General features: G+C 67.5%; 23 protein-coding genes. 15 read left to right on the top strand and 8 right to left on the bottom strand.

Features of this window, described 5'->3' with window-relative positions:
• The first annotated feature begins 33 nt into the window (after positions 1 to 33).
• Positions 34 to 468 (top strand): low affinity iron permease family protein, encoded by a 435-nt coding sequence (locus tag ACQGNJ_RS02395; protein WP_426687632.1) that lies wholly within the window; start codon positions 34 to 36, stop codon positions 466 to 468.
• Between the two features lie 15 nt (positions 469 to 483).
• Here ACQGNJ_RS02395 and ACQGNJ_RS02390 read toward each other — a convergent pair whose 3' ends face one another.
• Positions 484 to 1,095: an HNH endonuclease gene (locus ACQGNJ_RS02390; RefSeq protein WP_426687631.1), complete on the bottom strand. Its 612-nt coding sequence runs from the start codon at positions 1,093 to 1,095 to the stop codon at positions 484 to 486.
• A gap of 243 nt (positions 1,096 to 1,338) precedes the next feature.
• Between ACQGNJ_RS02390 and ACQGNJ_RS02385 the strand changes: the two genes are divergently transcribed.
• Complete coding sequence (locus ACQGNJ_RS02385) at positions 1,339 to 2,121, top strand: SapC family protein (RefSeq protein ID WP_426687630.1); 783 nt, start codon at positions 1,339 to 1,341, stop codon at positions 2,119 to 2,121.
• Positions 2,122 to 2,184: 63 nt separating this feature from the next.
• On the opposite strand, the gene ACQGNJ_RS02380 is transcribed toward ACQGNJ_RS02385, so the two are convergent.
• Positions 2,185 to 2,661, bottom strand: coding sequence for a GNAT family N-acetyltransferase (locus ACQGNJ_RS02380; RefSeq protein WP_426687629.1), 477 nt, complete (start codon positions 2,659 to 2,661; stop codon positions 2,185 to 2,187).
• A 165-nt stretch (positions 2,662 to 2,826) separates the two neighbouring features.
• On the opposite strand from ACQGNJ_RS02380, the gene ACQGNJ_RS02375 reads away from it, so the two are divergent.
• Positions 2,827 to 4,269, top strand: coding sequence for an RNB domain-containing ribonuclease (locus tag ACQGNJ_RS02375; protein WP_426687628.1), 1,443 nt, complete (start codon positions 2,827 to 2,829; stop codon positions 4,267 to 4,269).
• 18 nt (positions 4,270 to 4,287) lie between these two features.
• On the opposite strand, the gene ACQGNJ_RS02370 is transcribed toward ACQGNJ_RS02375, so the two are convergent.
• Complete coding sequence (locus ACQGNJ_RS02370) at positions 4,288 to 5,292, bottom strand: Lnb N-terminal periplasmic domain-containing protein (RefSeq protein WP_426687627.1); 1,005 nt, start codon at positions 5,290 to 5,292, stop codon at positions 4,288 to 4,290.
• Positions 5,293 to 5,418: 126 nt separating this feature from the next.
• Between ACQGNJ_RS02370 and ACQGNJ_RS02365 the strand changes: the two genes are divergently transcribed.
• On the top strand, positions 5,419 to 7,341 hold the full coding sequence (locus ACQGNJ_RS02365) for an esterase/lipase family protein (RefSeq protein ID WP_426687646.1): 1,923 nt from the start codon (positions 5,419 to 5,421) through the stop codon (positions 7,339 to 7,341).
• A gap of 61 nt (positions 7,342 to 7,402) precedes the next feature.
• Here ACQGNJ_RS02365 and ACQGNJ_RS02360 read toward each other — a convergent pair whose 3' ends face one another.
• The gene (locus tag ACQGNJ_RS02360; protein ID WP_426687626.1) at positions 7,403 to 9,367 is read right to left on the bottom strand and encodes a CocE/NonD family hydrolase; all 1,965 of its coding nucleotides are present in this window, start codon (positions 9,365 to 9,367) and stop codon (positions 7,403 to 7,405) included.
• A 94-nt stretch (positions 9,368 to 9,461) separates the two neighbouring features.
• Here ACQGNJ_RS02360 and ACQGNJ_RS02355 point away from each other — a divergent pair, with 94 nt between their 5' ends.
• On the top strand, positions 9,462 to 9,692 hold the full coding sequence (locus ACQGNJ_RS02355; RefSeq protein WP_426687625.1) for a hypothetical protein: 231 nt from the start codon (positions 9,462 to 9,464) through the stop codon (positions 9,690 to 9,692).
• Positions 9,693 to 9,818: 126 nt separating this feature from the next.
• On the opposite strand, the gene ACQGNJ_RS02350 is transcribed toward ACQGNJ_RS02355, so the two are convergent.
• On the bottom strand, positions 9,819 to 11,609 hold the full coding sequence (locus tag ACQGNJ_RS02350; RefSeq protein WP_426687624.1) for an acyl-CoA dehydrogenase C-terminal domain-containing protein: 1,791 nt from the start codon (positions 11,607 to 11,609) through the stop codon (positions 9,819 to 9,821).
• Between the two features lie 25 nt (positions 11,610 to 11,634).
• Entirely contained in the window at positions 11,635 to 12,111 is a 477-nt protein-coding gene (locus ACQGNJ_RS02345) for a hypothetical protein (protein WP_426687623.1), read from the bottom strand.
• Between the two features lie 223 nt (positions 12,112 to 12,334).
• Between ACQGNJ_RS02345 and ACQGNJ_RS02340 the strand changes: the two genes are divergently transcribed.
• From ACQGNJ_RS02340 to ACQGNJ_RS02305, 8 genes are all read left to right on the top strand, one after another.
• Positions 12,335 to 12,802 (top strand): SET domain-containing protein, encoded by a 468-nt coding sequence (locus ACQGNJ_RS02340; protein WP_426687622.1) that lies wholly within the window; start codon positions 12,335 to 12,337, stop codon positions 12,800 to 12,802.
• An 87-nt stretch (positions 12,803 to 12,889) separates the two neighbouring features.
• On the top strand, positions 12,890 to 13,405 hold the full coding sequence (locus ACQGNJ_RS02335; RefSeq protein ID WP_426687621.1) for an RDD family protein: 516 nt from the start codon (positions 12,890 to 12,892) through the stop codon (positions 13,403 to 13,405).
• On the top strand, positions 13,405 to 14,085 hold the full coding sequence (locus ACQGNJ_RS02330; RefSeq protein WP_426687620.1) for an RDD family protein: 681 nt from the start codon (positions 13,405 to 13,407) through the stop codon (positions 14,083 to 14,085). Before ACQGNJ_RS02335 ends, ACQGNJ_RS02330 begins: the two co-directional genes overlap by 1 nt.
• Positions 14,082 to 15,059 carry a stage II sporulation protein M gene (locus ACQGNJ_RS02325; protein WP_426687619.1) on the top strand — a complete coding sequence of 326 codons (978 nt, stop codon included), beginning with the start codon at positions 14,082 to 14,084 and terminating at the stop codon, positions 15,057 to 15,059. The genes ACQGNJ_RS02330 and ACQGNJ_RS02325 overlap by 4 nt, the downstream gene beginning before the upstream one ends.
• Positions 15,049 to 16,572, top strand: coding sequence for a DUF4129 domain-containing protein (locus tag ACQGNJ_RS02320; protein ID WP_426687618.1), 1,524 nt, complete (start codon positions 15,049 to 15,051; stop codon positions 16,570 to 16,572). The genes ACQGNJ_RS02325 and ACQGNJ_RS02320 overlap by 11 nt, the downstream gene beginning before the upstream one ends.
• Positions 16,569 to 17,678: a DUF4350 domain-containing protein gene (locus tag ACQGNJ_RS02315; RefSeq protein ID WP_426687617.1), complete on the top strand. Its 1,110-nt coding sequence runs from the start codon at positions 16,569 to 16,571 to the stop codon at positions 17,676 to 17,678. The genes ACQGNJ_RS02320 and ACQGNJ_RS02315 overlap by 4 nt, the downstream gene beginning before the upstream one ends.
• On the top strand, positions 17,675 to 18,679 hold the full coding sequence (locus ACQGNJ_RS02310; protein ID WP_426687616.1) for an AAA family ATPase: 1,005 nt from the start codon (positions 17,675 to 17,677) through the stop codon (positions 18,677 to 18,679). Before ACQGNJ_RS02315 ends, ACQGNJ_RS02310 begins: the two co-directional genes overlap by 4 nt.
• Positions 18,679 to 19,986, top strand: coding sequence for a DUF58 domain-containing protein (locus ACQGNJ_RS02305; protein WP_426687645.1), 1,308 nt, complete (start codon positions 18,679 to 18,681; stop codon positions 19,984 to 19,986). Before ACQGNJ_RS02310 ends, ACQGNJ_RS02305 begins: the two co-directional genes overlap by 1 nt.
• Before the next feature lie 398 nt (positions 19,987 to 20,384).
• Here ACQGNJ_RS02305 and fusA read toward each other — a convergent pair whose 3' ends face one another.
• A complete protein-coding gene (gene fusA / locus ACQGNJ_RS02300) occupies positions 20,385 to 22,424 on the bottom strand; it encodes an elongation factor G (protein ID WP_426687615.1) in 2,040 nt (679 codons plus the stop codon).
• Between the two features lie 385 nt (positions 22,425 to 22,809).
• Here fusA and ACQGNJ_RS02295 point away from each other — a divergent pair, with 385 nt between their 5' ends.
• Together ACQGNJ_RS02295 and ACQGNJ_RS02290 are read left to right on the top strand one after the other, a co-directional pair.
• Complete coding sequence (locus ACQGNJ_RS02295) at positions 22,810 to 23,727, top strand: hypothetical protein (RefSeq protein ID WP_426687614.1); 918 nt, start codon at positions 22,810 to 22,812, stop codon at positions 23,725 to 23,727.
• 35 nt (positions 23,728 to 23,762) lie between these two features.
• On the top strand, positions 23,763 to 25,805 hold the full coding sequence (locus tag ACQGNJ_RS02290; protein WP_426687613.1) for a hypothetical protein: 2,043 nt from the start codon (positions 23,763 to 23,765) through the stop codon (positions 25,803 to 25,805).
• A 33-nt stretch (positions 25,806 to 25,838) separates the two neighbouring features.
• Here the strand turns inward: ACQGNJ_RS02290 and ACQGNJ_RS02285 are convergent.
• The coding region (locus ACQGNJ_RS02285; protein WP_426687612.1) for a tyrosine-type recombinase/integrase at positions 25,839 to 26,020 on the bottom strand (182 nt) is incomplete at its 5' end.

Below are 26,020 nucleotides of genomic sequence, written 5' to 3'. Positions count from 1 at the left end.
GCTTTGCACAGTCCATTTATCAGGGAGTCCGCCATGCCCATGCGCAAGCTGTTCCGCCGTTTCGCCGAGGCCACTTCACGCCAGGCCGGCAAGCCGATGGCCTTTATCCTGGCCGCGGGACTGGTGCTGCTGTGGGCGACCACCGGGCCGCTGTTCGGCTTTGGCGACACCTGGCAACTGGTGATCAATACCTCGACCACGATCATCACCTTCCTTATGGTGTTCCTGATCCAGAGCAGCCAGAACCGCGATACCGCGGCGTTGCAGATCAAGCTGGACGAGCTGATCCGCACCAGCCAGGCGCACAACGCGCTGCTGAATCTGGAGGAGCTGGATGAGGAGGAGCTCGACCGCATCCGCAAGCACTACTGCAAGCTGGCGCATGAGGCCCATGACGACCTGTCAGCCATCGAAACGCAGATCAGGGATATGCACAACGATGAGGGCAGGGACGCCGCGGTCCGCTGATCAGCCCCGCCGGGCTCAGGCGGCCACCAGCGTGTTCATCGGGCGTCGGTCGCGCGGCAGCCGGCTGACCAGGAATTCCATCTGGTCGGCCAGGATGTTGCGGTTGGACAGGATCAGGTGCTCGACCCAGCTGGGCCGGTACGGCACCGCCAGCAGCGGCATGTTGGCTTGCTGCGGGGTGCGGTTGCTCTTTTTCAGGTTGCAGGCCAGGCAGGCGCTGACCACGTTTTCCCATTCGTCCTTGCCGTGGCGGGAAATCGGCATCACATGATCACGGGTGAGGTCGGCGCGGGTGAAGTGCTCGCCGCAGTACAGGCAGATGTGGCGGTCGCGGGCGAACAGCGCGGTATTGGTCAGCGCCGGGGCGGGATCGATGGCGTGTTCGCGGCAATGACCGGTGCTGGCGATGATCGGATGCAGTTGCAGCAGGCTTTGCGCCCCCAGCACCCGGTTATGGCCGCCATGCACGGTGAGGCAGGGGTCGCCCAGCGTCCAGGCCACCGCATCGCGGACATACAGGCAAACCGCGTCCTGCCAGCTGATCCAGTCGAGGATGCGACCGGCAGCGTCCAGTGACAACACGCGGGTCGCGTTGATATCTGCGCGACTTGGCACTTCCATCGGCATGTAAAACCGTCCTTCAGCCAGGGGCGTCGACAGGTGGTTCAGGCAATGCGGAATGCTTGTCCGTAGCCAGCATAGAACAATTTCGTTGCAATTCGCATGCTTGCCCCGTTCCGGACGGCCCGGGGAGGCAGTCGCCGGGACGCCGGGGCACTGTTATGATTGGCAGTCAACACAGACCCGACGCCGGGTTTGGTAGGGGCGCTTGGTGGTGACCCGGCACGGCGGTGGGCAAGGGTGAACAACGTGGCTGAAGTTCTGTTTTACGAGAATCCGGTACCGCTGAACCGTACCGAGCACAAAGACCTGCGCATGAAAGTCGTGCCGAACGTGAAGTTCGCCATGAATGCCCATTCGGTGCCGCTGACCGGAGTGGAGTTCGGCCTCGCCGCGCGCGACCTGCTGATCGTGTTTGCCGGCAACAGCATCGCCGACGCCGGTCCGGTTGCCCTGCTGGGCCTGCGCCAGAACGAAAATCTCTATGTCGACGCCGAGGGTCAATGGGCGCCGAACACCTACGTCCCGGCGTTCGTGCGTCGCTATCCGTTCGTGCTGGCCGAGAAGCCGGCGGGTCAGGAAGGCGACGACTTCACCGTGTTCCTCGACGAAAAGTATGAAGGCTTCAACACCAGCGAAGGCGAGCGCCTGTTCAAGGAAGACGGCACCGACACCGAACTGCTGACCAATGCGGTGGGCTTCCTGGGCGACTTCCAGCAGAACGTGACCCGCACGCGCTGGTTCATGGAGCAGCTCAACAAGCACGACCTGCTTGAGCCGCGCAATGTGCAGTTGCAGAAGCAGGGCAAGAACGGTGAGCAGGGCAAGTCGATCAACCTCAATGGCCTGTTCGTGGTCAATGAGGAAAAGCTGCGTGCGCTGGACGAGAAGACCACCCACGAGTTCATGCGTGAAGGCGTGCTCGGCTGGGTCTATGCCCACCTGCTGTCGCTGACCAACGTCGACCGCCTTGCGCAGCGCCTCGACGTGCGCGAGCAGGCCGAAGAAGCCGCAGGCAAGATCACGAACTGATCGTTCCGGTCAGATTCGCGTGCGCGAAGAGGCCGCCCGCGGGCGGCTTCTTCGCATCCAGCCTCAGCGCACCGGCTTGGCCAGGCGCAGCAGGTCGGGCATGTAGCCAGCCGCGTCGTACAGCGCGCGGGCGCGTTCGTTGCCGGGAAACACCGCCAGCGTCACCAGCTGGCAGTGATGCTCGCTCGCCCAGGCTTCAGCATGCGCCAGCAACAGCCTGCCCACGCCTTGTCCCTCATGCGAGGAGGCAACGGCGATATCGGAGACATGGCAATTGCTGCGCCCGGTGAAGAAGTCGGTGGTGCGCTGCAGGTGGATGAAGCCGGCGCGTTCGCCATCCACGTCCTCGGCCACGAACAGGTAACTGTTCGGTGGCTGGTCCTCCAGGTGCCGCAGCAGGTCGCTGCGGATGCCCTCGATGCATTCGTGTCGGCGCCGCCAGGGCGGCAGCGCGAAATCCACGAATCGCGGCGCCTGTTCGAGGATGAAGTCGTCGTCTTCCTCTTCGGCCAGACGAATCATCAGGGTGGGCTCGGTCATGGGATCGGTCACTGGCGGAACGGACCTTGCCGTTTCTACACCTTGCATCGCGGCCGTGGTAGTCCCGTGTGGCCTGGGTATATCTTCGTGCCTTCGGCAAGCGCGGGCTGCGGCGGGCCTGCCGGCATCCCGCGGTACCGAACGCCACCACGCAAGGAAGTCCCGATGCCATCCACTACCCGCCGTATCCATATCCAGCCCGATGGCGACGACCTGCTGGCGCGGGGCATGCGCGACATCCAGGCTCAGCTGAAACTGCCACAGGCATTCCCGGCGGAAGTCGAGGCGGCGGCGGCGCGGGCCGCCGCCAGCCCGCGGCTGCCGGAGCTGGATCGCACCGACATCGCGCTGGTCACGATCGACCCGCCCGAGTCGATGGACCTTGACCAGGCGATGTACGTCGAACGCCACGGCGAGGGCCATCGCGTGTATTACGCGATTGCCGACGTCGCCGCCTTCGTCAGCGCCGGTGACCCGGTCGACCTCGAAGCGAATCGGCGCGGCGAGACGCTGTATGGCGCCGATGCCAAGATTCCGCTGCATCCGCAGGTGTTGTCCGAGAACGCCACTTCGCTGCTGCCCGATCAAATGCGCCCGGCGCTGCTGTGGACGATCGAGCTGGACCCGACCGGCGAGATCGCCGCCATCGACGTGCGGCGCGCGCGGGTGAAAAGCCGCGCCAAGCTCGACTATGCCGGCGTGCAACGGCAGATCGACGCCGGCAGCACCGATCCGATGTGGGCGGTGCTGCGCGAGATCGGTGAGCGGCGCAAACAGCGCGAACAGGCGCGTGGCGGCATCAGCTTGCCATTGCCCGAGCAGGAGGTCAGTGTCGAGGACGGCCGCTGGACGCTGGCCTTCCGCGCCCGCCTGGCGGTGGAGGACTGGAACGAGCAGATCTCGCTGCTGACCGGCATGGCCGCCGCGCAACTGATGGTGCAGGCGAAAGTCGGCCTGCTGCGCACCTTGCCCGCGCCCGAGCCGAAGTCGCTGCAGCGCCTGCGCATCACCGCGCGGAAGCTCGGCATCAACTGGCCGGCCGAGCAAGGCTATGCCGATTTCATCCGCTCGCTGGATCCGTCGAAGGACAGCCACGTGGCCATGCTCACTGCCTGCACCACGGTGCTGCGCGGCGCCGGCTACGCGGCGTTCAATGGTGACTTGCCGGCGCAGCCGGAGCAGTGGGCGCTGGCCGCCGAATACACCCACGCCACCGCGCCGCTGCGTCGGCTGGTCGACCGCTACACCGGCGAAGTCTGCCTGGCGCTGTGCGCGAAACAGCCGGTGCCCGACTGGGTGCTCGCCGCTTTGCCGGGCCTGCCCGCCACGATGCAGGCGTCCGGCCATCGGGCCAGTCAGTACGAACGGGCGGTGCTGGACCTGGCCGAGGCCGCCGCGCTGGCCACGCGGGTGGGCGAGACGTTCGACGGCGCGATCGTCGAGGTCGCCGCCAATGCCTCGACCAAGGGCGTGGTGATCGTGCGCGATCCGGCCATCGAGGCCAGCGTGTCCGGCACCGCGCAGCTGCCGCTGGGCGCCGACGTGAGGGTGAAGCTGGTCGAGGCCGATCCGTCGCGGCGAGTGACCCGTTTCGAACTGGTCGGTTAGTCCGGGCTCCCGCGCAAGTCAGCGCGAGCGGTCGCGAATGACCCGCGAGAAATCCTCATCGGTGGTGCTGTTGCGGGCACGCTCGGTGATCCGGCTGCGTTTGCGCAGCGCATCGACCGCCACACTGCGATCCACCGCGCCCACCTCGTGCAGGTATTCCGGCAGGTAGCCGGTGGCCAGCAGGCGGATGTCCCATGGCAGGCCCGGTTCGATCTGGCGGGCCATGTGATAGACGATCGTGGTGCAGTTGGAGGTGATCGTGTTGTAGAACGCCGGCTTCGCCGCCAGTACGTTGGCGGCGCGCACATAGGACAGGAACAGCGCGCGCATCGCTGGCTTGTCCATGCGCAACGGATACAGGTAGTCGTCCTCGCCGCGCACGTTGGTGCGCACACGAATGATGTCGTGCTCGTCGGCCGCCACCAGGGTCGTCTCGAACTGCTTGAAGAAGCCGCCGATCGCCGAGTATTGCTCGCCGCGCTCACGGCGGATCTCCACCGAGAACACCACGTGGCGGCCGTCGTCGAAACCGAACGAGATCATCGCGTGGGCGATCGCCTTGCTGCCCCAATAGGACAGCACGGCATCGGCGCTGGCGAGGTGGTCGAGGTCGTAGCGACGGCTTTCCCAGCGCGCGTCGTAGTCCTCATCGCTGCGCCAGGTGAAGTCGCGCACGTTGTCGAGGACGACCTGGTCGCCTTCGATGCGGCCGGTGAGCGGACGGGACACGTCGGTCGCCCAGTCGCGCAGGTTGGACGGTGCGATGGTGCTCCACCAGAGCAGCAGCAGCGCGTACAGCACCACGTAGATGCCCAGCGGCAGCCAGCTGCGTCGGCCGATCGCCACGCCGGCCAGCGCGATCACCGTGAGCGACCAGAGCACGCTGCCCAGGATTCGTGCGCCCGTGCCGCCGGGCAACTGGTACCACAGGGCCAGCGTGCCCCATGCGCCCGAGCACAGCGTGACCAGCACGGCCAGGCCGACCAGCAGCATCCGTCCAATCATCTGCAGCTTGTGCTTCATCGCTTTCCCCCGCTGACGCTTCATCGTGCCAGCGTGGGGCTTTGACCAAGGCAAGGCAATCGGTGTCCGCGGCGCCGCTACAATTCACCGATGAGCGAATGGAATCAGCTTTCCCCGGTAGCCCGAATGCGCGGCAAGGCGATCCATGGACTCGTCGTTGCCGCGCTGCTGTGCCTGAATGCCTGCGCGATGGTCGGGGTGAGCCGCGTCAAGCACCACGACTACGCAAACGAGCGGCGTGCCGACGTGATCGGCGCGGCACGCCTGAGCGACAGCACCGTGCAGGCGTTGAACGTGGTGGCCTTGACCGTCGACCGTTGTCGGCGCGAATTCGCCGCATGCACGAACACCGTTGCGCACTCGGCCGGACTGACCGACGAGCAGCGGCTTTCCACGCTGTCGGAATTGTGGATGGGCAAGGCCATTGGCGCCGATCAGGCGAACGGCCGGCTGCCGATGGCTCCGGCAACCCTGGATGCGTATCTGCAATCCGCGCGCTATGCCTATGCCTACCTGTTCCATACCGAGCGCCCGCTGGCCGAGCGCGCCTTCGACCTGCGCCAGATGCAGGTGATCGGTTTCTACAACTATGCCGTGCAGCGCGCGGTGAGCCGGTTCTTCGAGGCGTTGCCGGCATTGGGTTCGCAATGGACGCAGACCCATCTGGCCGGCTGGACGGTGTTGCGACCGCAGACCGATCTGCGACTGGTCGATGGCGCAACGGTGCCGGCTGAGCTCATTCCCGCTGCGGGTTTGCGCTTCCAGGGCCTGCGCAATGTCTACCAGCGCGACGGCTTCGGCTCGGACTTCGTCGCCATTGCACCACCGCATGCATCCGCCCGCGAGGTGGCCTGGCGCGATCCGGACTACGTGTCGATGACGGGTGCGCTGGTGTTCGATGGCAACACCCTGGCCGCGGTGCTGGCGACCAGGCGGGTGCAGCTGCTGGTGCGCGATCCCTATCGCGACGACACCATCACGATCGCCGGGCGAAGCGTTCCGTTGGGCGCCAACTTCACCGCGGCTTACGGGGTATGGCTGGCCCGTTCGGGTTTTGCCGGTCAGTCGATCCGGTCTTTGCTGGGCCGCGAGGGTGGCATCCAGACCCCGCGCGTGCTGTTGATGCAACCGTACGACCCGAACCGGCTGGTGGTGGTGATGCTGCACGGCCTGGCCAGCAGCCCGGAGGCGTGGATCAACGTCGCCAACGATGTGATGGGTGACGAGGAGCTGCGCCGCCACTACCAGGTGTGGGAGGTCTATTACCCGACCAATGCGCCGGTCGCGGTCAACCTTGCCAACATCCGCAGCGCGCTCGACGCCACGTTGCGGCACTACGACCCTTCGGGCCAGGCGCGCGCCTCGCAGAACCTTACCTTGATCGGACACAGCATGGGTGGTGTCATCGCGCGCCTGCTGGTGTCATCCAGTGGTGACAGGCTGTGGGACCTGATTCCGCTGCGCGCGAACCTTCCCGCCGCCAAGCGCGCCCGTTTTCGCGCACGCCTGAGCCGCTACCTGCAGTTCACCCCGCTGCCGCAGGTGGATCGCGCCGTGTTCCTCGCCTCGCCGCACCGCGGCACGCCCTATGCGCAACACCGCCTCGCCCGCTGGATCGGCAACCTGATTCGTCTGCCGGTCGGCGTGCTGAAGGAAATGGCCAGCCTCACCGAACTGATCAAGAGCGACGGCGACGAAAGCAACAACGCGCCGCTGCTGCGCATTCCCAACAGCATCGACAACCTCAGCGATACCGACCCCTTCATCATGGCTGCCGCCGAGCTGCCGATCTCGCCGCGCGTGCACTACCACACCATCGTCGGCATCTACAAAAGCAAGGGGCCGCTGGAAGACAGCAGCGATGGCGTAGTGCCCTACAAGAGCGCTCACCTCGACGGCGCCGATTCCGAGCTGGCCATTCCGTCATGGCACAGCGTGCAGGAAACCCCCGCGGCGATCCTGGAGTTGCGCCGGATCCTGCGGTTGCAACTGCAGGCTGCCAACCGCAAGCAGTCACCGCCCGCGCGGGCGGCGAACGGCGCGGACTGAAACGGTGGCCGGGACGGACCGCACGTCGAAAACGTAGCGCTGGCCGTGCAGCGTCCCGATGTCAGCCCCCGACCACCGGCAACGCGATGAAGCTGGCCTGCGCGGGAGCATGGTAGACGCGCTGGGTGGCCTTCACGTAGTCCGTCGGCCTGGCCAGGAAGATGTTCGGCACGAAGGTCTGCGGGTTGCGGTCGTACAACGGGAACCAGCTGGACTGCACCTGCACCATGATGCGGTGGCCGGGCAGGAACACGTGGTTGGCGGCGGGCAGGGCGAAGCGGTAGGGCAGCGGCTGGTTCGCCGCGATCGACTTGCCTTCGGTGAAGCCTTCGCGGTAGCGGCCGCGGAAGATGTCCATCGCCACGGCGAGCTGGTAGCCGCCCATCTCCGGTTGCTCGGCGACCTGGTCCGGATAGACATCAATCAGCTTGACCACCCAGTCGCTGTCGGTGCCGCTGGTGGAGGCGACCAGGTTCACTTGCGGTGCGCCGCTGATGGTGAGCGGCGTGGTGAGCACGTCGGAGACATAGCTCAATACGTCGGTGCGGCCGGAGGCTTCGCGCTGGTCGTCGAGCAGCCATTGCGACCAGGTCTGGCCGACGTCGTAACCCATCGGCTGGATCGGCCGGGCGCGGTACGGCACCGGGTGCGCGGGATCGGACACGTACTCGTCGTAGTCGGCGCCGGCGGCGGGCGCGGTGAAGCCGAGCTTGTTGCCGGCTTCCAGGTACAGCGCGCGGCTCTTCGTCGGGCAGCCGGTCGCGCAGGCCAGCGGCCAGCGATCCAGCCGCTGCCATTGGTTGCTGCCGGTCTGGTACGCGGTGACCGCGGCGAGGTCGGCCTTGGGCGCGCCGTCCTTGAGGTATTGCGCGAGGTACGGGCGCAGGATGTGTTCGCGGAAATACTTCGCCGTGTCGCTGCCGAACCGGATCGCCCCGAGCGAACTGCCTTCGTCGATCTCCTGGCCGTGATGCCACGGGCCCATCACCAGCTTGACTATGTTGCCGCTGCTGTCCTTCGGCTTGATCGCGCGGTAGACGGCCAGCGCGCCATAGCTGTCTTCCTGATCCCACAGGCTGTGCACCAGCATCACTGGCACTTTCAGCGGCTGCGCGGCGAGCAGCTTGTCCACCGCCTGGTCGCTCCAGAAGCTGTCGTAGGCTGGATGCGCCAGCATCTTGTTCCAGAAGCCGAGCTGCTGCATGCCGTAGGCGTCGGCCAGTGCGCCGGCGGAGCCGTAGTGCATGAACAGGTCGTAGTCGTCGTGGTAGTTCGTCCACCACTTGATGCTGTTGTCGCGGCTGGCGGTCTGCTCGTAGACATAGCTGAGGTTCTGCTGGCGGAACGCGCCGTTGTGGAACCAGTCGTCACCCATCCAGCCGTCGACCATCGGGTTCATCGGCACCGACACCTTCAGTGCCGGATGCGGATTGATCAGCGCCATCAGCGGCTCGAAGCCGTCGTAGGAAATGCCCAGCGTGCCGACCTTGCCATTCGACTCGGGGATGTTCTTCACCAGCCAGTCGATGGTGTCGTACGTGTCGGTGGCGTCGTCGACGGGCGTGGGATTCAGCGGTCCGTGCACCGGCCGGTTCATCACGTAGTCGCCTTCGGAGCCGTACTTGCCGCGCACGTCCTGCACCACGCGGATGTAGCCGTCCTCGACGATGACGTCGGTAGCGTTATCGTAACCCTGCAGCATCGGGCCGAGATGACCGCTCATCGTGTGCGTGGTCAGTGCCTTGGCGTCGTAGGGCGTGCGCGTGAGCAGGATGCCGGCGTGCTGCGCGCCTTTCAGGATCAGGATGATGGTGTGCAGCTTCACGCCGTCGCGCATCGGGATCATCACGTCGCGCTGCACGTAGTCGAAGCCGGCGGTGGCCGGCACGAACTTCGCCGGTGTTTCGCTGGGATAGTCGGGATATTTCGCCTGCGGCACATCGGCTGCCTGGAGCAGGCCTGCTGCGGTCAGCAGTGCCGCAAAGAGCGCAGGCCTGATGCCCGCAATGAATCGGCTCGACGTCATGGTGGATCCCCTTGAATGAACTCCCGCGAGAGTAAACCTGTTGCCGCGCCACCGCGACAGCGAGGTTTGGCAAGACTGTTGCATTGATCAGGGCATGAGCGACCATGCCTACGACATCAGTTACCTGCTGGACGGCGACGCGGCCCTGGCCGAGCCACCGGTGCTGCGCGTGGCCAAGGCGCCGCCGGTACCGGCGCGCAGTCCGTCCCGTGTTGCGGCCGCGCAGGAGGCACTGGCCAGCGAGCTGCTGCTGGTCGCCGAAGCCCACGAAGACTGGATCAGGCAATACGTGCGCATGCACGGCGTCGCCGGCGACGGCCGCTGACCTTGCTGGCCTTGCGGAGCAAAAGCTGACCCGAAAGGGCACATCCGGCCGCTTCTGAGAAGCTCCAGTCAAGGCAAAGCCCGGGACCAGCCCGGGCTTTGGTCATTCAGACCGCCTGGTGATGGATCAGGCGATCTCGGGCAGGGTGGCCACACCGGCATCGATCGCCGCCTTGTGCATCAGCGTGCGCGGCAGGATGCGCGCGAAGTAGAACGCGGCCGTATCGCGCTTGGCCTGCTTGAACGCGGCCGATTGCGTGCCGGCTTCGGCGGCGGCCACGCTGCGCGCCCACAGGTAGGCGAGGGTGACGTAGCCGGAGTAGTACAGGTAGTCGGTGGCGGCGGCGCCGAGTTCCTCCGGATTGGCCTGCACGCGCTGGGCCAGGCTCACGGTCAGGTCGCTCCATTCTTTCGTGGCGATGGCCAGCGGGCCGATCAGGTTGCGCAGCGCGGCGTCGGCACTGTGCTGCTGGCAGAACGCGCTGATCTCCTGCAGGAAGTGCTTCGCACCGATGCCCTGCAACTGGAGGATCTTGCGGCCCAGCAGGTCGGCTGCCTGGATCCCGGTGGTGCCTTCGTACAAGGTGATGATGCGGGCATCGCGGACGAACTGCTCCATCCCGTTCTCGGCGATGTAGCCGTGGCCGCCGTAGATCTGCAGCGCTTCCTTGGTGCACTCCTGGGCCAGCTCGGTGGTCATGCCCTTGGCGATCGGGATCAGGAAGGCGACCAGCTCGCCGGCCTTCTGGCGGGCGGCCTCATCGGTGGAGCGATGTTCGATGTCGGTCTGCAGCGCGGTGTACAGCACCAGTGCGCGCGAACCTTCGACGAAGGCGCGCTGGGTCAGCAGCATGCGCCGCACGTCCGGCTGCACCAGCAGGTTGTCGGCCGGCTTGTCGGGAAATTTCGCGCCGGACAGCGAGCGCGACTGCAGCCGCTCGCGGGCGTAGTTGAGGCTGTTCTGCAGCGCACGCTCGGCCAGCGCCAGGCCCTGCACGCCGACCGACAGGCGCGCTGCATTCATCATGGTGAACATCGCGGCCAGTCCCTTGTGCGGCTTGCCGATCAAATAGCCTTCGGCGCCATCGAAGTTCATCACGCAGGTGGAGCAGGCATGGATGCCCATCTTGTGTTCGATCGCGCCGGCGGCGACGGTATTGCGCTCGCCTGGCGTGCCATCGGCGTTGAGCTTGAATTTCGGCACGATGAACATCGAGATGCCGCGGCTGCCTTCCGGCGCGTCGGGCAGGCGCGCCAGCACCAGGTGCACGATGTTCTCGGTGAGGTCGTGTTCGCCGGCACTGATGAAGATCTTGGTGCCGCTGAGCTTGTAGACGGCGTGGCCGTCCGCGTCCGCCCCGGCCGGTTCGGCGCGGGTCTTCAGCAGGCCCAGGTCGGAGCCGGCCTGCGGTTCGGTCAGGCACATGGTGCCGGTCCAGCGGCCTTCGACGATCGGCTTCATGTAGCGCTCGCGCTGCCATTCCTCGCCATGCATTTCCATCGCGTGGGTGGCGCCTTCGGACAACAGCGGGTACAGACTCCAGGCCAGGTTGCCGGACTGGAAGATCTCGGTGGTGGCGGTGCCGAGCACGCCCGGCAGGGCCTGGCCGCCGTAGGCTTCCGGGTTGGTCAGGCCGGTCCAGCCACCTTCGGCGAACTGCTTGAACGCCTCCTTGAACGACTTCGGCGTGGTGACCGTCTGGGTGGCCTTGTCGTAGTGGCAGCCTTCGGCATCGGCCGGGCCGTTGGTCGGCGCCAGCAACTGCTCGCTGAGCCGACCGGCCTCTTCCAGCACGGCGTCGAACAGGTCGCGGCTGTGCGCTTCGCCACCCTGCAACGAGGTCAGCGTGGATTCCGCGTCAAGCACGTCGAACAGGGCGAAACGCAGGTCGTCGAGTGGAGCCTTGTAAGCGGTCATGGTGATTCCTTCGTTAATGGGGTGATCAGCGATACGTGTTGGCGATGCCCGGCACGGCCGAGATCCAGTCATTGCCGTTGAAGTCGAACGAGCGCGGCGTGCTTTCCTGCTCGGGTTGGGCGCGGGTGCTGCCGCGGATGCGGTAGGCCAGCGAGCCGGCACTGCCCTTGTCGGCAATGGCCTGCAGCGACTGGCGCATTGCGGTGGTGGGCAGCACGTCGATGCGGATCACGTCGCCGGCCAGCTGCGGGATGTCGAGGTCGAAGTTCGCCTGCAGACGCACCGGCACGTTCTCGGCGATCTGCAACTGACCATCCAGCGAAGTGAACTTCATGCCGGCATAGCTGTTGTTCTGGATGCGCACGGTGAGCTGCCATTGGCCACTGGGCAGCACCACCAGTTGCTGGATGCTCACACCGGGGGGGAACACGCTTTTCCTGGCCGGGCCGCAGGCGACCAGGCCAAGCAACAGGACGGGGATGATCCAGCGCAACAGACGCATCGCAGAGTCTCCAAACGATCGTTTGAAAGTTGATTCTAACCGCGTTTGGGGGGCAACAGGCCAGTAGCGGCAAATCATCGCGGCGAGAACCCGCTACCGCGTCCGGCGAAATGCCATGCGCGGCACTCGCCTGGCCTTGTACGCGGGCAGGACCCAAACGGTTTCGCGCGCAACCGCAAACGGGCATCATCGACGGCTCGACACCATCGCAGGGTTCCACCGCATGTCACGACGTTTTGTTGCGCGCCGCTCGCCGATCCACGGCAACGGCGTGTTCGCCACCGCCCCGATCGGCAAGGGCGAGGAAATCATCGAATACAGGGGCAAGCTGCTCAGCCACGACGAGGCCGATGAACTGTATGGCGACGGCGGCGAGACCGGCCACACTTTCCTGTTCACGCTCAACGATGACTACATCATCGACGCCAACCAGAACGGCAACAGCGCGCGCTGGATCAACCACAGCTGCGCGCCGAACTGCCGCGCGCTGGTGGAGGAAAGCGCCAGTGGCAACCCGCGCCGCGACAAGGTGGTGATCGAGGCGATCCGCCACATCAAGCCGGGCGAGGAACTCACCTACGACTACGGCATCGTGCTCGACGTGCCGCATACCGCGCGCCTGAAAAAGCTGTGGGTCTGTCTTTGCGGTTCGCCGCGTTGCAGCGGCACCCTGCTCAAGCCCAAGCGGTAGGCAAGCACGGAAATCCCCTCTTATACTCACCGAGGTTGTCCGCCATGGGGGAGGGCGACCAGGGACAGCAACAAGGGGAAGGACTCGATGGAAAACAATCCGTATGCCGCACCGGCAGCCGCGATCGACGATGTGCGTGCATGGGACGCGTACGACCTGGAAAACCGCAAGGCCGGGCGCGGCAAGCGTCTTGGTGCCGCCTTGCTGGATGGACTGATCAGCCTGATCTGGCTGGCCCCGGTGGTCTGGGCCGGTTACATGGCGCTGGATGTGAGGCGGGGCCTCAAGCCTGCCGGACCGATGGTGGCGCTGATGCTGCTGGGCCTGGCGCTGATGGTCACGATTGTCGTGGTCAACTGCCTGATGCTGCATCGGAGCGGGCAGACCATCGGCAAGCGCGCGCTGGACATGGCCGTGGTGCGCACCGATGGCAGCCGGATCGGCCTGGCACGCTACATCTTCCTGCGCGTGGTGCCGTTGACCGTGCTCAGCATGATTCCGTTCCTCAAGCTGGTGAACCTGGTCGATCCGCTGCTGATTTTCGGCAAGGAAAAGCGCTGCCTCCACGACCTGATCGCCGACACGATTGTCGTCGACGTTTGATGATCGACACCGTACGCGAGATCGAGACGCCCGAAGGCGTCTCCTTGCGTCTGCGTGCGGCTGGCGCGCTGCCGCGTGCACAGGCGTGGATGGTCGACCTGCTGCTGCGCTTCGCGATCTTCTTCGTCGCGATGATTCCGCTGGGGATTTTCGGCAAGGGCGGCAACGGGCTGGCGATGCTGGTGATCTTCGCGTTGCTGTGGGGCTACTCGGTGGTGTGCGAAGTGTGGATGGGCGGGCAAACCCTGGGCAAGCGCGCACTGGGTCTGCGCGTGGTCAACGCCGATGGCACACCGGTGACCTGGCTGCCGTCGGTGGTGCGCAACCTGCTGCGCGTGGTCGATGCGCTGCCGGGCGTGTATGGCGTCGGCCTGGCCTGCACCCTGATCGATCCGCATGCGCGGCGTCTGGGCGACATCGTGGCCGGCACCATGGTGATCCACGCCGCGGATTTGCCGGCTGGCCAGGAAATTCCCGCGCTGGCTGCCTTGCCGCTGCCGCTGGTGCTGGCCAGTGACGAACAGGCGGCGCTGGTCGAGTTCGCCGAGCGCGCCGGTCAGCTCACCGTGCAACGCCAGGAAGAGCTGGCCAACCTGCTGACGCCGTTGACCGGGCAGCGCGACACCGCCGCCATTCGCCAGCTGGTGGCGCATGCCAACTGGCTGCTGGGACGCGCATGAAGCAGGAGCGTTTCGTCGCCTTGCACAGCCGCGAATGGGACAGCCTGCAGTCGTGGCTGAGTGCGCTGGACCGGCAGGCCAAACGCACCCTGCGGCAGGATCAGGCACTGGAATTTCCCGCGTCCTACCGACGCGTCTGCCATCACCTGGCGCTGGCGCGTGGACGCGGTTACAGCCGTGAAGTCACCGAGCGCCTGCAGCGCATCGTGCAGCAGGGACACCGCGTGCTGTACCAGCCACCGCCGCCGCGCTGGCATCGGGTGGTTGCCTTCCTGGTCGGCGGTTTCCCGCGCCTGGTGCGCGCGCAGTGGCGCTGCATGCTGGCGGCGGCCGTGCTGTTCTACCTGCCGGCGCTGGTCACCCTGGTGCTGATGCAGGTGCGGCCTGAGCTGGCGCATACGCTGTTCAGCAGCGCGCAACTGGCCCAGTTCGAAAAGATGTACGACCCGGCCAATGCGCACATCGGCCGCAGCAGCGGCACCGACCTGCAGATGTTCGGCTACTACGTGATGAACAACGTCAGCATCGCGTTCCGCACGTTTGCCTCCGGCCTGGTCTTCGGCGTCGGCGCGATCTACGTGCTGGGCGCCAACGGCCTGCTGATCGGCGGCGTCGCCGGCCACCTCACCGCAATCGGTTACGGCGGTCCGTTCTGGCGTTTCGTCGTCGCCCATTCGGCGTTCGAGCTGAGCGCCATCGTGATCGCCGGCGGCGCCGGACTGCAGCTCGGGCTGACCCTGCTGGCGCCGGGGCGCCGGCGTCGCGGACCGGCGCTGGTCGCCGCCGGCTGGATCGGCGCGCAACTGGCGCTGGGGGCGTTCGCGATGCTGCTGGTGGCGGCGTTTGTCGAAGCCTACTGGTCGTCGATCGCGAGCCTGCCCGACGCCGTGAAGTTCGGCAGCGGCGCGGTGTTGTGGGTATTGGTGCTGGGCTGGTTATGGCGCGGCGGCAGGGCGGCCAAGCATGGAGCTTGAACGGATCAGCGTGGTGCTGCGCCCGCGGGTGACGCGCGAGGCGATCGATCTGGGCGCCGCCATGCTGCGCGCCAACGCGTGGCCGGTGTGGTCGGCGTGGTTCGCCTTCACCCTGCCGATGTTCGTGCTGTGCAACGCGCTGGGCTTGTTGCTTGGCCTGCCATGGCTGGGCTGGGTGCTGCTGTGGTGGTTGAAGCCGCTGTTCGACCGGGTGCCGCTGTACGTGCTGTCGCGTGCCGTGTTCGACCGCGCACCAGGCTGGCGCGAAACCCTCCGCGGCCAGCGCCGGTGGAGCTGGCACAGCACGATCGCCGGACTGACCTGGCTGCGCATCGACAGCAGTCGCGCCTTGCGCCTGCCTCTGGACCTGCTCGAAGGCGCGTCGCGGCAGCAACGTTCGGCGCGCTGGAAGGTGCTGCGCCGGCGCATCGTCGGCGATGTCAGCCTGCTCACCTACGGCTGCCTGCAGTTCGAGCTGGTGCTGTTCCTCAGCGTCTGGCTGTTCGCCTTGCTGCTGATCCCGCACGAATGGCGACCGGAGTCGCTGACCGCGTTCTTCCGCGGCGGGACACCGGGCATGTCATCGACCTGGATCGTGCTGGGCGCGGGTGTGGCCTATCTGGCGATGAGCGCGATCGAGCCGCTGTACGTGGCCTGCGGTTTCGCGCTGTACCTCAATCGCCGCACGCAACTGGAGGCATGGGACATCGACCTGGCCTTCCGCCGGCTGCGCACGCGCATCGAAGCCCTGGGCAAGGTGCTGGGCGTGGTGTTGTTGTGCGCGGGCCTGCTGCCTTGCGCGCACGCGCAGGTGCCGAATCATCCGCCGGAGAAAACCATCACCACCGGTGTCGAGAAAGTATTCGGCGCGCCGGCGCCCGAGACCCGGCAGCGTCTGGCCGAGGTCGCCGCGCAGGTTTATCGCGACCCGCGCTTCGGTGGCGAGCAGACCGTGCGACGCTGGCGGTTGAAGTACCAAAGCGACGTGCAGCCGCGCACCACGCAGGCACCGTTTCCACTATTTGGCCAAGTGTTGTCGGCCATCTTCAAGGGACTGTTGTGGGTACTGCTGCTCGGCGCCCTGCTGACGCTGGCATGGTTCGCCTGGCGCTGGCGTGGACGCTGGCGTGCGGAGCCGGACGAGGCGACCGCGACCTCGTCATCCAGCCTGTTGTTGCCCGACAGCGAGGCCGAGCCGCCGCTGCCGGCGGATCTGGCGACGGCCACCCGCCTGCTGTGGCAGGCACAGCGGCGGCGCGAGGCGCTGGCGCTGCTCTATCGTGGCTGCGTGGAGCAGACCGCGCAGCTGCTGCAGCTGCCGCCGTCGAAGGATGCGACCGAGTCGGACTGGCTGCGGCGGGCGGGCGCGATCGAGGATCCGGCGCTGGCGCAGCGGGTGGTGGCGATCGTGCGCACCTGGCAGTTCGCCGCCTACGCCGGGCGCTATCCGGATGACGCCACGATCGAGCAGCTGCTGCGCGGCTGGCCGGCGCAGACGGGAGTATCGGCATGAACCGCCGGACTTTGACCATCGGCCTGGTCGTGCTCGGTGTGGCGTTGCTGCTGCTCGCCGGATTCCTCGCCACATTTGAACGCAAGGACGTCACCGAGACCACGCCGGCGCATGGCGAGGCGCGTTACAACCGCTTCTTCGCGCTGCAGGAAATCCTGCAGCGGCTGGATCTGCCCACGCGTTCGCTGACCACGCTGGATCCACAGCAGCTGCCGCTGAAACCCGGCGACACCTTGCTGCTCGGCGACGATGCCAGCCGGGTCGATGTCGGCGCCGCCGCGCGCATCGTCGCCTGGGTGCGCAAGGGTGGCCACCTGTTGTTGTCGCCGGGCGCGGCGGTGAGCTCGCGCACGCCGATGTTCGACGCGCTGGGCCTGCTTGATGCGCACCCGGCCGACTATGCGTGCAGCGTGGTGCAGGGGTCGGCCAGCGCGAACGAGAAGGACCGGCTGCGTCTGTGCGGTGCGCGTTTCCGCTTGACCGGCGCCCGCACGGACGCGGCGATCGGCGACGCGCAGGACGGCTATCTGTTCGCGCGCACCCGGCTGGGCAAGGGCACGGTGAGCCTGCTCGCCAGCTTCACGCCGCTGTCGGGCAACCAGCTGAAGCAGGCCGCGGCCCAGCAGTTTGCCTGGCAGCTGCTGGGGCCCGAGCGCGGACGCGGCACGATCTACCTGGTCTACGCCCTGGACGGTCCATCGTTCCTGAAATTCCTGTGGATCACCGCGTGGCCCGCACTGCTGGCGCTGACCCTGCTGCTGGCCGCGTGGATGGCGATGCGCAGCGCGCGACTGGGTCCGTTGATGCCGGCGCCGGCGCTGCATCGGCGCGCGCTGCTCGAACATGTGCAGGCGGCCGGTGAATTCGTGTATCGCCGCGACAACGGTCGCAGCCTGCATCGGCTGGCCTGCGACACCGTGCTGGCGCGCCTGCGCCGGCGCGATCCGGCCTGCGCCATGCTCAACGGCGAGGCGCTGTACGCGCGCCTGGCCGAGCGCAGCTCGCTCGATCCCGCGCACGTCGCGCAAGCCTTCCAGTCACCCGCGAACGCGCAGGCGTTCCGCGCCTCCATCCTCACCCTGGTCCGACTCAGGAGCCGCCCATGAGCACCGAAACCCTCGCCACCCCGGCCACGCCGCTGCCCCCGCTGTCGATCACCGAGCTGGGCGAGCATGCGCGCGCGCTGCGCCAGCAGGTCACCCGCGCCTTCATCGGCCAGGCCGAGGTCTTCGACCAGGCCTTGCTGGCCCTGCTGGCCAGTGGCCATGTGCTGATCGAAGGCGTGCCCGGGCTGGGCAAGACCCTGCTGGTGCGGGCACTCGCCGCGTCGGTCGGCTGCACCTTCGGTCGCGTGCAGTTCACTCCCGACCTGATGCCGGCCGACGTCACCGGTCATGCGATCTACGACCCGAAGACCGAACGTTTCCAGATCCGCCGCGGCCCGGTGTTCGCCAACCTGCTGCTGGCCGACGAGATCAACCGCGCACCGGCGAAGACCCAGGCCGCGCTGCTGGAGTCGATGCAGGAAGGGCAGGTGACCATCGAAGGCCGCCGCTTCGCGCTGCCCGAGCCGTTCATGGTGGTGGCTACGCAGAACCCGATCGAACAGGAAGGCACTTACCCGTTGCCCGAAGCGCAACTGGATCGCTTCCTGATCAAGGTGCTGATCGGCTATCCCAACCTGGAAGACGAGCGCCGCATGGTGGCCAGCGTGGTCAACGGCAAGGTCGCCGCCGATCTCGACGTGTCGCAGGTCAAGCCGGTGCTGAGCCAGGCGCAGTTGCTGGCGGTGCAGCAGGCAGTGGCGGCGATCCGCATGGATGCGGCGGTGACCGACTATGCCGTGCGCATCGTGCGCACCACGCGCGAATGGCCGGGCGTGATCGGCGGCGCCGGTCCGCGCGGCGGGCTGGCGCTGGCGCGACTGGCGCGCGCGCAGGCGGCGATCGACGGACGCGACTTCGTCACCCCGGATGACGTGCGCGCGGTGGCCCTGCCGGCGCTGCGTCATCGCCTGTTGCTGGCGCCCGAAGCACTGATCGAACGGCAGCGGCCGGACGACGTGCTGACCGCGCTGCTGCACAAGGTGCCCGCGCCGCGCCAATGATGCGACCCGCACCGCTCCTGCTGTGGTTGCTGCTGGGCTGGACCGCGCTCGGCGTGCTGGCCAGTCTCGACTGGCTGCCGCTGTCCGCGTGGCTGGCCGCCGGCGGCGTGATCGCGTCGTTCGCATTGCTCGACGGCTGGCGCCTGCGCCGGGTGAAGTCACCCGGGCTGCAGCGCGAGGTGATGCCGGTGATGCCGCTGGGTCCGCCCGCGACCGTCAGCCTGCACCTGCACGGTGTTGCGCGACGCACCCAGGTCTTGCGCCTGCACGACCTGCATCCGGGCGGCTGGGTGGTCAACGGCATGCCGCGCGAGGTACGTCTGCCGCCGGGTCAGGACTTGTTGCTCGACTATGCGGTGATACCCGACGCGCGCGGCCAGTTCCGCTTCGAAGGTTGCCACGTGCAGTTGCGCTCGCCGTGGCATGCATGGACCGAACGACGCGTGATCGGCGCACCTTCGACCGTGCGCGTGTATCCGAATTTCGCCTCACTGGCCGAGCTGGCCGGGCTCAGCGTGGAGCTGGCCTCGCGCAGCGTCGGCGCGCGGCTGCAGCGGCGACGCGGCGAAGGCACCGAGTTCCAGGAACTGCGCGACTACCGCGTCGGCGACAGCCTGCGCAAGATCGACTGGAAAGCCACCGCGCGCAGCAGCCGGCTGATCTCGCGCGAATACCGCGACGAGCGCAACCAGCAGGTGGTGCTGATGCTCGATTGCGGCCGGCGCATGCTGGCGCAGGACGACCAGCTGGTGCACTTCGACCACGTACTGAACGCCTCGCTGGCGCTGGCCAGCATCGCGCTGCGCCAGGGCGACGCGGTCGGCATGCTCGCCTGCACGGGGCAACAGCAGCGCTGGCTGCCACCGCAGCAGGGCAGCCTGGGCATGGACATGTTGCTCGGCGCCGGCTACGACCTGCAGGCGCTGCCGCAGGCGACGGATTACCTCGCCGCCGCCAGCGCGCTGCAGGCGCACCAGCGCCGCCGCGCGCTGGTGGTGCTGATCACCAACGTGCGCGACGAGGACGACGTGGAACTGCGCGCGGCGATAAGCATGTTGTCCAAGCGTCACCTGGTGATGCTGGTCAGCCTGCGCGAGCTGGCGCTCGATCGCGCCGCCAGCGAGCCCGGTGCCGAACTGGAAGACAGCATCCGCAGCGCCGCCGCGATGCATTACCTGGCCGAGCGCGAACGCGTCCACGAGGGCCTGCGCCGCGAGGGCATCAACACCCTCGACGTGAGTTGCAGCGAATTGTCCGGTGCGCTGATCGAGCGCTACCTTGCGCTGAAGCGCAGCAGCCGGCTCTGACCGTTACGGTGCCGGGCCTCGCGGCGGCTCGGCGCTTCGCGTGCTCGACGCCCGGTGACGTCGGCGTGCCGATCCAGCGCCGCAAATCCAGTTGCTGGTCGCTACCGCCGCCCAGTCGCTCGATGCGTGGCCGATGAAGCTCTTCTTGTCGTCGGCAGTCACGGTCACGCCGTAGGCGGGCAGTTGCCGAAGCAGGCGCTGCGCTCGCGGGTGACGCTGGCTTCGGGCATCGGCGGTCCGCTGCCGGCATTCGCGCGCACCGCGCAGCTGTCAAGCTACGGCTGCGCGCTGCCAGGCATCGCGCACAACAGGTTGCAGGCAGGCTTCATCGGGATGCTCCGTGTCGATCGGCTCGGACCAGCAAGACGATGCGCGATGAACGGAATGTGCGCTTGCGCTCAGTCCTCCTCGGCATGCGGCTTCCATGCCTCACTGAGCTGCTTCTGCACGGTCGCCGGCACTGGCTCGTAATGACTGAGGTCGAGGCTGTAGCGGCCACGGCCACCGGTCATCGACTTCAGTTCGGTGGGGTAGTCGATCAGTTCGGCCAGCGGCGCCTGCGCCTTGATCACCAGCTCGCCGCCGCGCTGGGTATCGGTGCCCAGGATGCGCGCGCGCTTGCCGGCGAGCCCGCCGGTGACATCGCCCACGTTGTGCTCGGGAATTGCCACCTCGACGTTGACGATCGGTTCCAGCACGGTGGGCCGGGCCCTGACCACGGCGTCGAGAAAAGCCTTCTTGCCGGCGCTGATGAAGGCCACTTCCTTGGAGTCCACCGCGTGGTACTTGCCGTCGTAGACGGTGACGCGAATGTCCTGCAGCGGATAGCCGGCAACCGCGCCATGCTCCATCGCCTGGCGCACGCCTTTCTCGATCGCCGGCAGGAACTGGCCGGGAATCACGCCGCCTTTCACCGCATCGACGAATTCGAAACCGGCGCCGCGCTCCAGCGGTTCGATGCGCAGGAACACCTCGCCGAACTGGCCGGCACCACCGGTCTGTTTCTTGTGCCGGTGATGCCCCTCGGCTTCGCCGGCGATGGTTTCGCGATAGGCGATCCGTGGCGGGTGCGTCTGCACCTCGACGCCGTAACGCTCGCGCATGCGTTCGAGCATCACCTTCAGATGCAGGTCGGACAGGCCGCGCACCACCGTTTCGTTGAGCTCCTTGTGATGTTCGACGCGGAAGCACGGGTCTTCCTCGGCCAGCCGTGCCAGCGCGTTGGACAGCTTCTGTTCCTGGCCCTTGTGCCTGGGTTCCAGCGCCAGCCCGAACATCGGCGCGGGAAACGCCAGCGGCGCCAGCGTGATCAGGTCCTCGTCGTGCGAATCGTGCAGCACCGCGTCGAAATGGATGTCCTCCACCTTGGCCACCGCGGCGATGTCACCGGGGATCGCCGCCTCGATCTCCACGTGCGTCCTGCCCTGCACGCGAAACAGATGGCCGACCTTGAACGGCTTGCGGCCGTCGTCGACCAGCAACTGGCTGTCGCGACGGATCGTGCCCTGCCATACGCGGAACACGCCGAGCTTGCCGACGAACGGGTCATTGACGATCTTGAACACATCGGCGATCACGTGGGCGGCCGGCTCGGCGCTGACCAGCAGCGGCGTGCCGTCGCCGCGGGTGAACGGCGGCGCATTGCCTTCGGCCGGATTGGGCAGCAGTCGCGTGGCGAGATCGAGGAACTCGCGAATGCCCGCACCGGTGCGCGCGCTGACGAAACAGATCGGCACCAGGTGGCCCTCGCGCAGGCACTGCTCGAACGCGTCATGCAGTTGCTGCGGGCTGAGCGCGCCTTCGCCGGCATCCAGGTAGCGATCCATCACGCCTTCGTTGATCTCCACCACCTGGTCGAGGATGCGCTGGTGCGCCTCGGCCAGCGACGAGAAATCGGTGCTGCCCTCGGTGTGGAAGAAGCAATCCAGCACGCGGTTGCCGCGGTTGGCGGGCAGGTTCACCGGCAGACATTCGCTGCCGAACTCGTCGCGCAGCGCATCGACCAGGGCCGGCAGATTGGCGCCGTCGAAGTCGATCTTGTTGATCACCAGCACGCGGGCGAGGCCGCGCGATTTCGCGTGCATCATCATCCGGCGCGTGCCGTATTCAATGCCGTTGATCGCATTGACCACCACCGCCACGGTTTCCACCGCCGACAGTGCAGCCAGCGTGGCGCCGCGGAAGTCGGCGTAGCCGGCGGTGTCGATCAGGTTCATGTGGCAGTCGCCGTGGTCGAGGCTGGCCACGCAACTGTCGATGGAGTGGGCGCGCGCCTTCTCCTGGCTGTCGCTGTCGGACACCGTGCTGCCGCGCTCGACGCTGCCCGCGGTCTGGATGGCTCCCCCGGCGGCCAGCAGTGCTTCGAACAGCGTGGTCTTGCCCACGCCGGCGTGTCCGGCGAACGCGATGTTGCGGATGTTTTCCGTGGAATACGTCACGATGCGACCCTCCCATGATGGGGCGCGGATCGTGCCGGCACGAACTGCGGCGCCGCACGAGGCCGCGCTCTTGGCGGCTGACGACAGGCGGGCCGTCATGCTCGTCCTCGGGTTCGCGCGAGGCGAAATCAGCGAATCGGGGCGGTCATGGCGGAGAGGCGGCGCGGCGCGCCGCCCGCCTAGACTTGAGCCAAGCGCCAGGCCGGTCAAGCTGCACTGCGGGGAACCGCGGGCACGGCCAGGTGGTCTCACCTGCCAGACAAGCTTGTCGATACCGGCGAAAGCCACCGGCGTGAGTTCAGTGACCGGCCGGCATGCTGCCCGCTCCCGCCACGCATGAGGCACCATCATCGCCCGTTCGCCGCACGCCCGGAATCCATCGACGTTGCCCGCTCCGCACTCACCGGAGCTGTCGCCGCTTGATCCGCTTGCATCCGGTCTGATCCAGGCCGTCGTGTCGCGGCGCCAGCCGTGGCGTGCGTCGCGCCGCGAACGCCGCCAGCACTGGCCGGCGCTGATCGTGGCCGTGTTGCTGCATGGCCTGTTCGTGCTGGTGATCTGGCAGCAGATGCGTCCCTCGCTGCCGGTCGTGGCGGCGACCGCGCCGGCGCAGGAAGTGCTGCAGATCCGCTTCATTACGCGCGCGGCCAGCACCGCCGTACCCGCACCGGCCCGGCCAACACCGCCGCCTCTGCCTGCGGTCATGGTGGCACGCGAGCCGGCGCGCAAGGACGCGATCAGCCTGCAGGTGCCGGCCAGCCCAGCGACCAGCGTGCCCCGGCTGTACGACGAAAAAGGCCAGCTGGTGTTGCCGGCAGCGGCAGCCAGCACGGCGCTGCCCGATTACGTGCAGCGCCTGCCGCAGGGTGACACCCGCATCATGCAGCACCGCAGCCCGGTCACCTATCAGGCCACTCGCTTCGACCAGGACTGGGGCAAGAGCAATGCCGTCGACAGCGCACTGCAGAAGCTGGTGGACAAGACCACGCTGAAGAAGACCATCCGGCTGCCGCGCGGCGTGCGGATCCATTGCGCGCTCTCGCTGGCCATGCTGGCCGGCGGCTGCAGCGGTGAGCCGCCGGCCAAGCCCTCGGCGAAGGACGGCGACGAGCGACTGAGCATGGCGCCGGCGCAATCGCTGGATGGTCACGCCCATGCGTCGACGCCGCCCAGCGAGCAGGCCTGCATCGCCATGTATCGCGCCGGCAAACCGCTGGCGTGGGGCTGCCCGGTGGACACGCCGAACCGGGCGATCGACGCCGAGTTGCGTGAGCGCGCCGGCCGGGCCGCCAGCGGGCACTGATCCGCAGCGGCGATCGTGCAGTCGTCGCCGCTGTCATGCGTATTCGTGCCCGCGCCCGCTACACTCCCACGATGCCCGCGCCACCGCCCCACACCACCATCAGACGCGCCGCCAATCCCGCGCAGGTGATGCTGAATTCGCCGCTGGCGGCGGCGACCCGTGCCCGCGTCTATCACCAGCGCACCAGGCCGCGGCCGCGCGAGCGGATCCTGCGCATCGTGGCCATGGTCGGTGCCCTGCTGGTGCACCTGATGTTCCTGTTCGGCTTCGTGCTTGGCCCCGCGTTCCAGGTCGTGTTGCCGCCCGAGCCGAAGCAGACGATGTTGCAGGTACGGTTGATCGAGCCGCCCGAACCGCCACCCCCGCCGCCGATCCGCGGCATCCCGCCGAAAGAGCGCGGACCGCGACACCAGGGCCGCAGCAGTCGACCGCCGCAAGTCAGCGAACGCAGTGCGAACACCGAAGCCGTGGTGGCGGCAACGCCTGCCGCAGCGCCTGCACCGCCGGTGGTAGCCAAGGCGGCCAGGACCAGGGCACCTGCACCGAAACCGGTGGCCGCGCCGCCGGCGCCGGTCAGCCTGCCCGAGCCGGCACCCATCCCCGATCTCAAGCCGATTCCGCTGGCCAGTGAGCCACCGGTGGTGAACCTGCCCACGCCGGTCGTGCAGGCGCCGGTGCCGCCCAAATTCCAGCCCGAGTCGGTGCGCAAACCGCAGCTCGAAGGCAATCGTCCGGTGCTGCCGCCGCCCTCGCTGGCGATGCCGGAAGTTCCACCGCAGGCGGCGCCACCGATCAGCGCGCCAAGCATCGCCTTGGACACGATCGTGCCCAAGTCGAATGCGCCGGCCAGCGTGACGCCGATGCGCGCCGAGCTTCCCGCCGCACCGCCGGTGCCCGAACTGCAGCCGGTGCCGCTGCCCGCGCAGGCTGCGCCCAGCGTGAACCTGCAGGCCCAGTTGAGCGTGCCGAGCCCGACCGTGCCGAACGAAAAGCCGCAGATCCAGGCGCCGGCGATCGAGGTGGCCGAAGCCGAACTCGAGGCCGTGCCATTGGCGCCGTCGGCACCGGCGCGGATCGAGCCGCAGACGCCCAGCGAAAAGCTTGAAGTGGCCGATACCGCGAAGCAGAAAGCCGTCCAGCCGTCCATCGAACGCCCCCAGCTGAGCGCACCGCAAGTCGTTGCCGCGGCCGCGCCAACGTCGCCAAGCGCCAGCACGAAGACTGATGCTCCCGCACCGGACGCCAGCGAAAGAGCCGAACAACCCGCGCCCGCCCCGGCCGATGCCGCATCCGGCCGCGACGTCAGTCGGGCGCCCGATGCCACGCCGCAGGGCAGCGACCTGGGCGACCCCGGCAAGCCGGATGCCGCGACCCGCCCATCGACCAGCACCGCAACCGCCGCCGAGTCGACCAGCCAGGGCAAGCAGCCGGATGACCATGGCAAAGCGGCGGCGAAGGACCAGACTGGCCTCGGCCAGCCCGGCGGCAACCAGCCCGGGGCGGCGCAGGGCGCGCTGAAGGGTGCGCTGGAAGGCGAGCCGCAGGGTCAGCCCGGCAGCTACGTGCAGCTGAAGCCGCATGGCGATACGCAGATCATGAATCACGGCGCGCCGAACATCGGCTACAAGCCGACCCGCTTCGAGCAGGACTGGGCGCCGGAAGGCGAAAGCTCGGTCGACACCGCGCTGCGCCGTGCGGTGGAGAAAACCCGCGTCAGCCACACCTTCCATCTGCCGCGCGGCATCCGCATCAAGTGCGCGGTGACCCCACTGCTGCCGATCGCCTTGTTCGGCTGCGGCAATCCCGATCCACCGGCCAAACCGCTGCAGCAGAAGATCTACGACCGCCTGAACCTGGCTCCGGCCAATCCGTTGGCTGCGCCCGCGCCCGTTGCCGCCACCAGCAGCGCGCAACCCGCGCCGATGGTGAAGTTCGACAACAGCGCCGAGTGCGCCGCCGCCCGCGTCGCCGGCAGCCCGCCGCCAGCGGGTTGCGAAGTGATCACGCTGCCGGTGAAACCCGCCGGGCCGGCGTCATCGTCCAGCTCGTGGGTGCCGGCGAGCGACCAGTTTCATTGAAGGTGCCCGAGGCGTTCGTCGCGCGGACGCCGCTCAGTTCCGATCCAGCGGACTCAACACACCGTGTCCGCCGCGGTTGAGCACGTGCGTGTAGATCTGCGTGGTGGCCACGTCCTTGTGGCCGAGCAGTTCCTGGATCGTGCGGATGTCCTGCCCGGCCTCCAGCAAGTGGGTGGCAAAGGAATGCCGCAAGGTGTGACAGGTGGCGGGCTTGA

It is taken from the genome of Rhodanobacter ginsengiterrae, assembly GCF_050026815.1.
Lineage (GTDB): Bacteria > Pseudomonadota > Gammaproteobacteria > Xanthomonadales > Rhodanobacteraceae > Rhodanobacter > Rhodanobacter ginsengiterrae.
The sequence above is the reverse complement of the archived record's forward strand: the minus strand, read 5'-3'. Positions and strand labels throughout refer to the sequence as shown.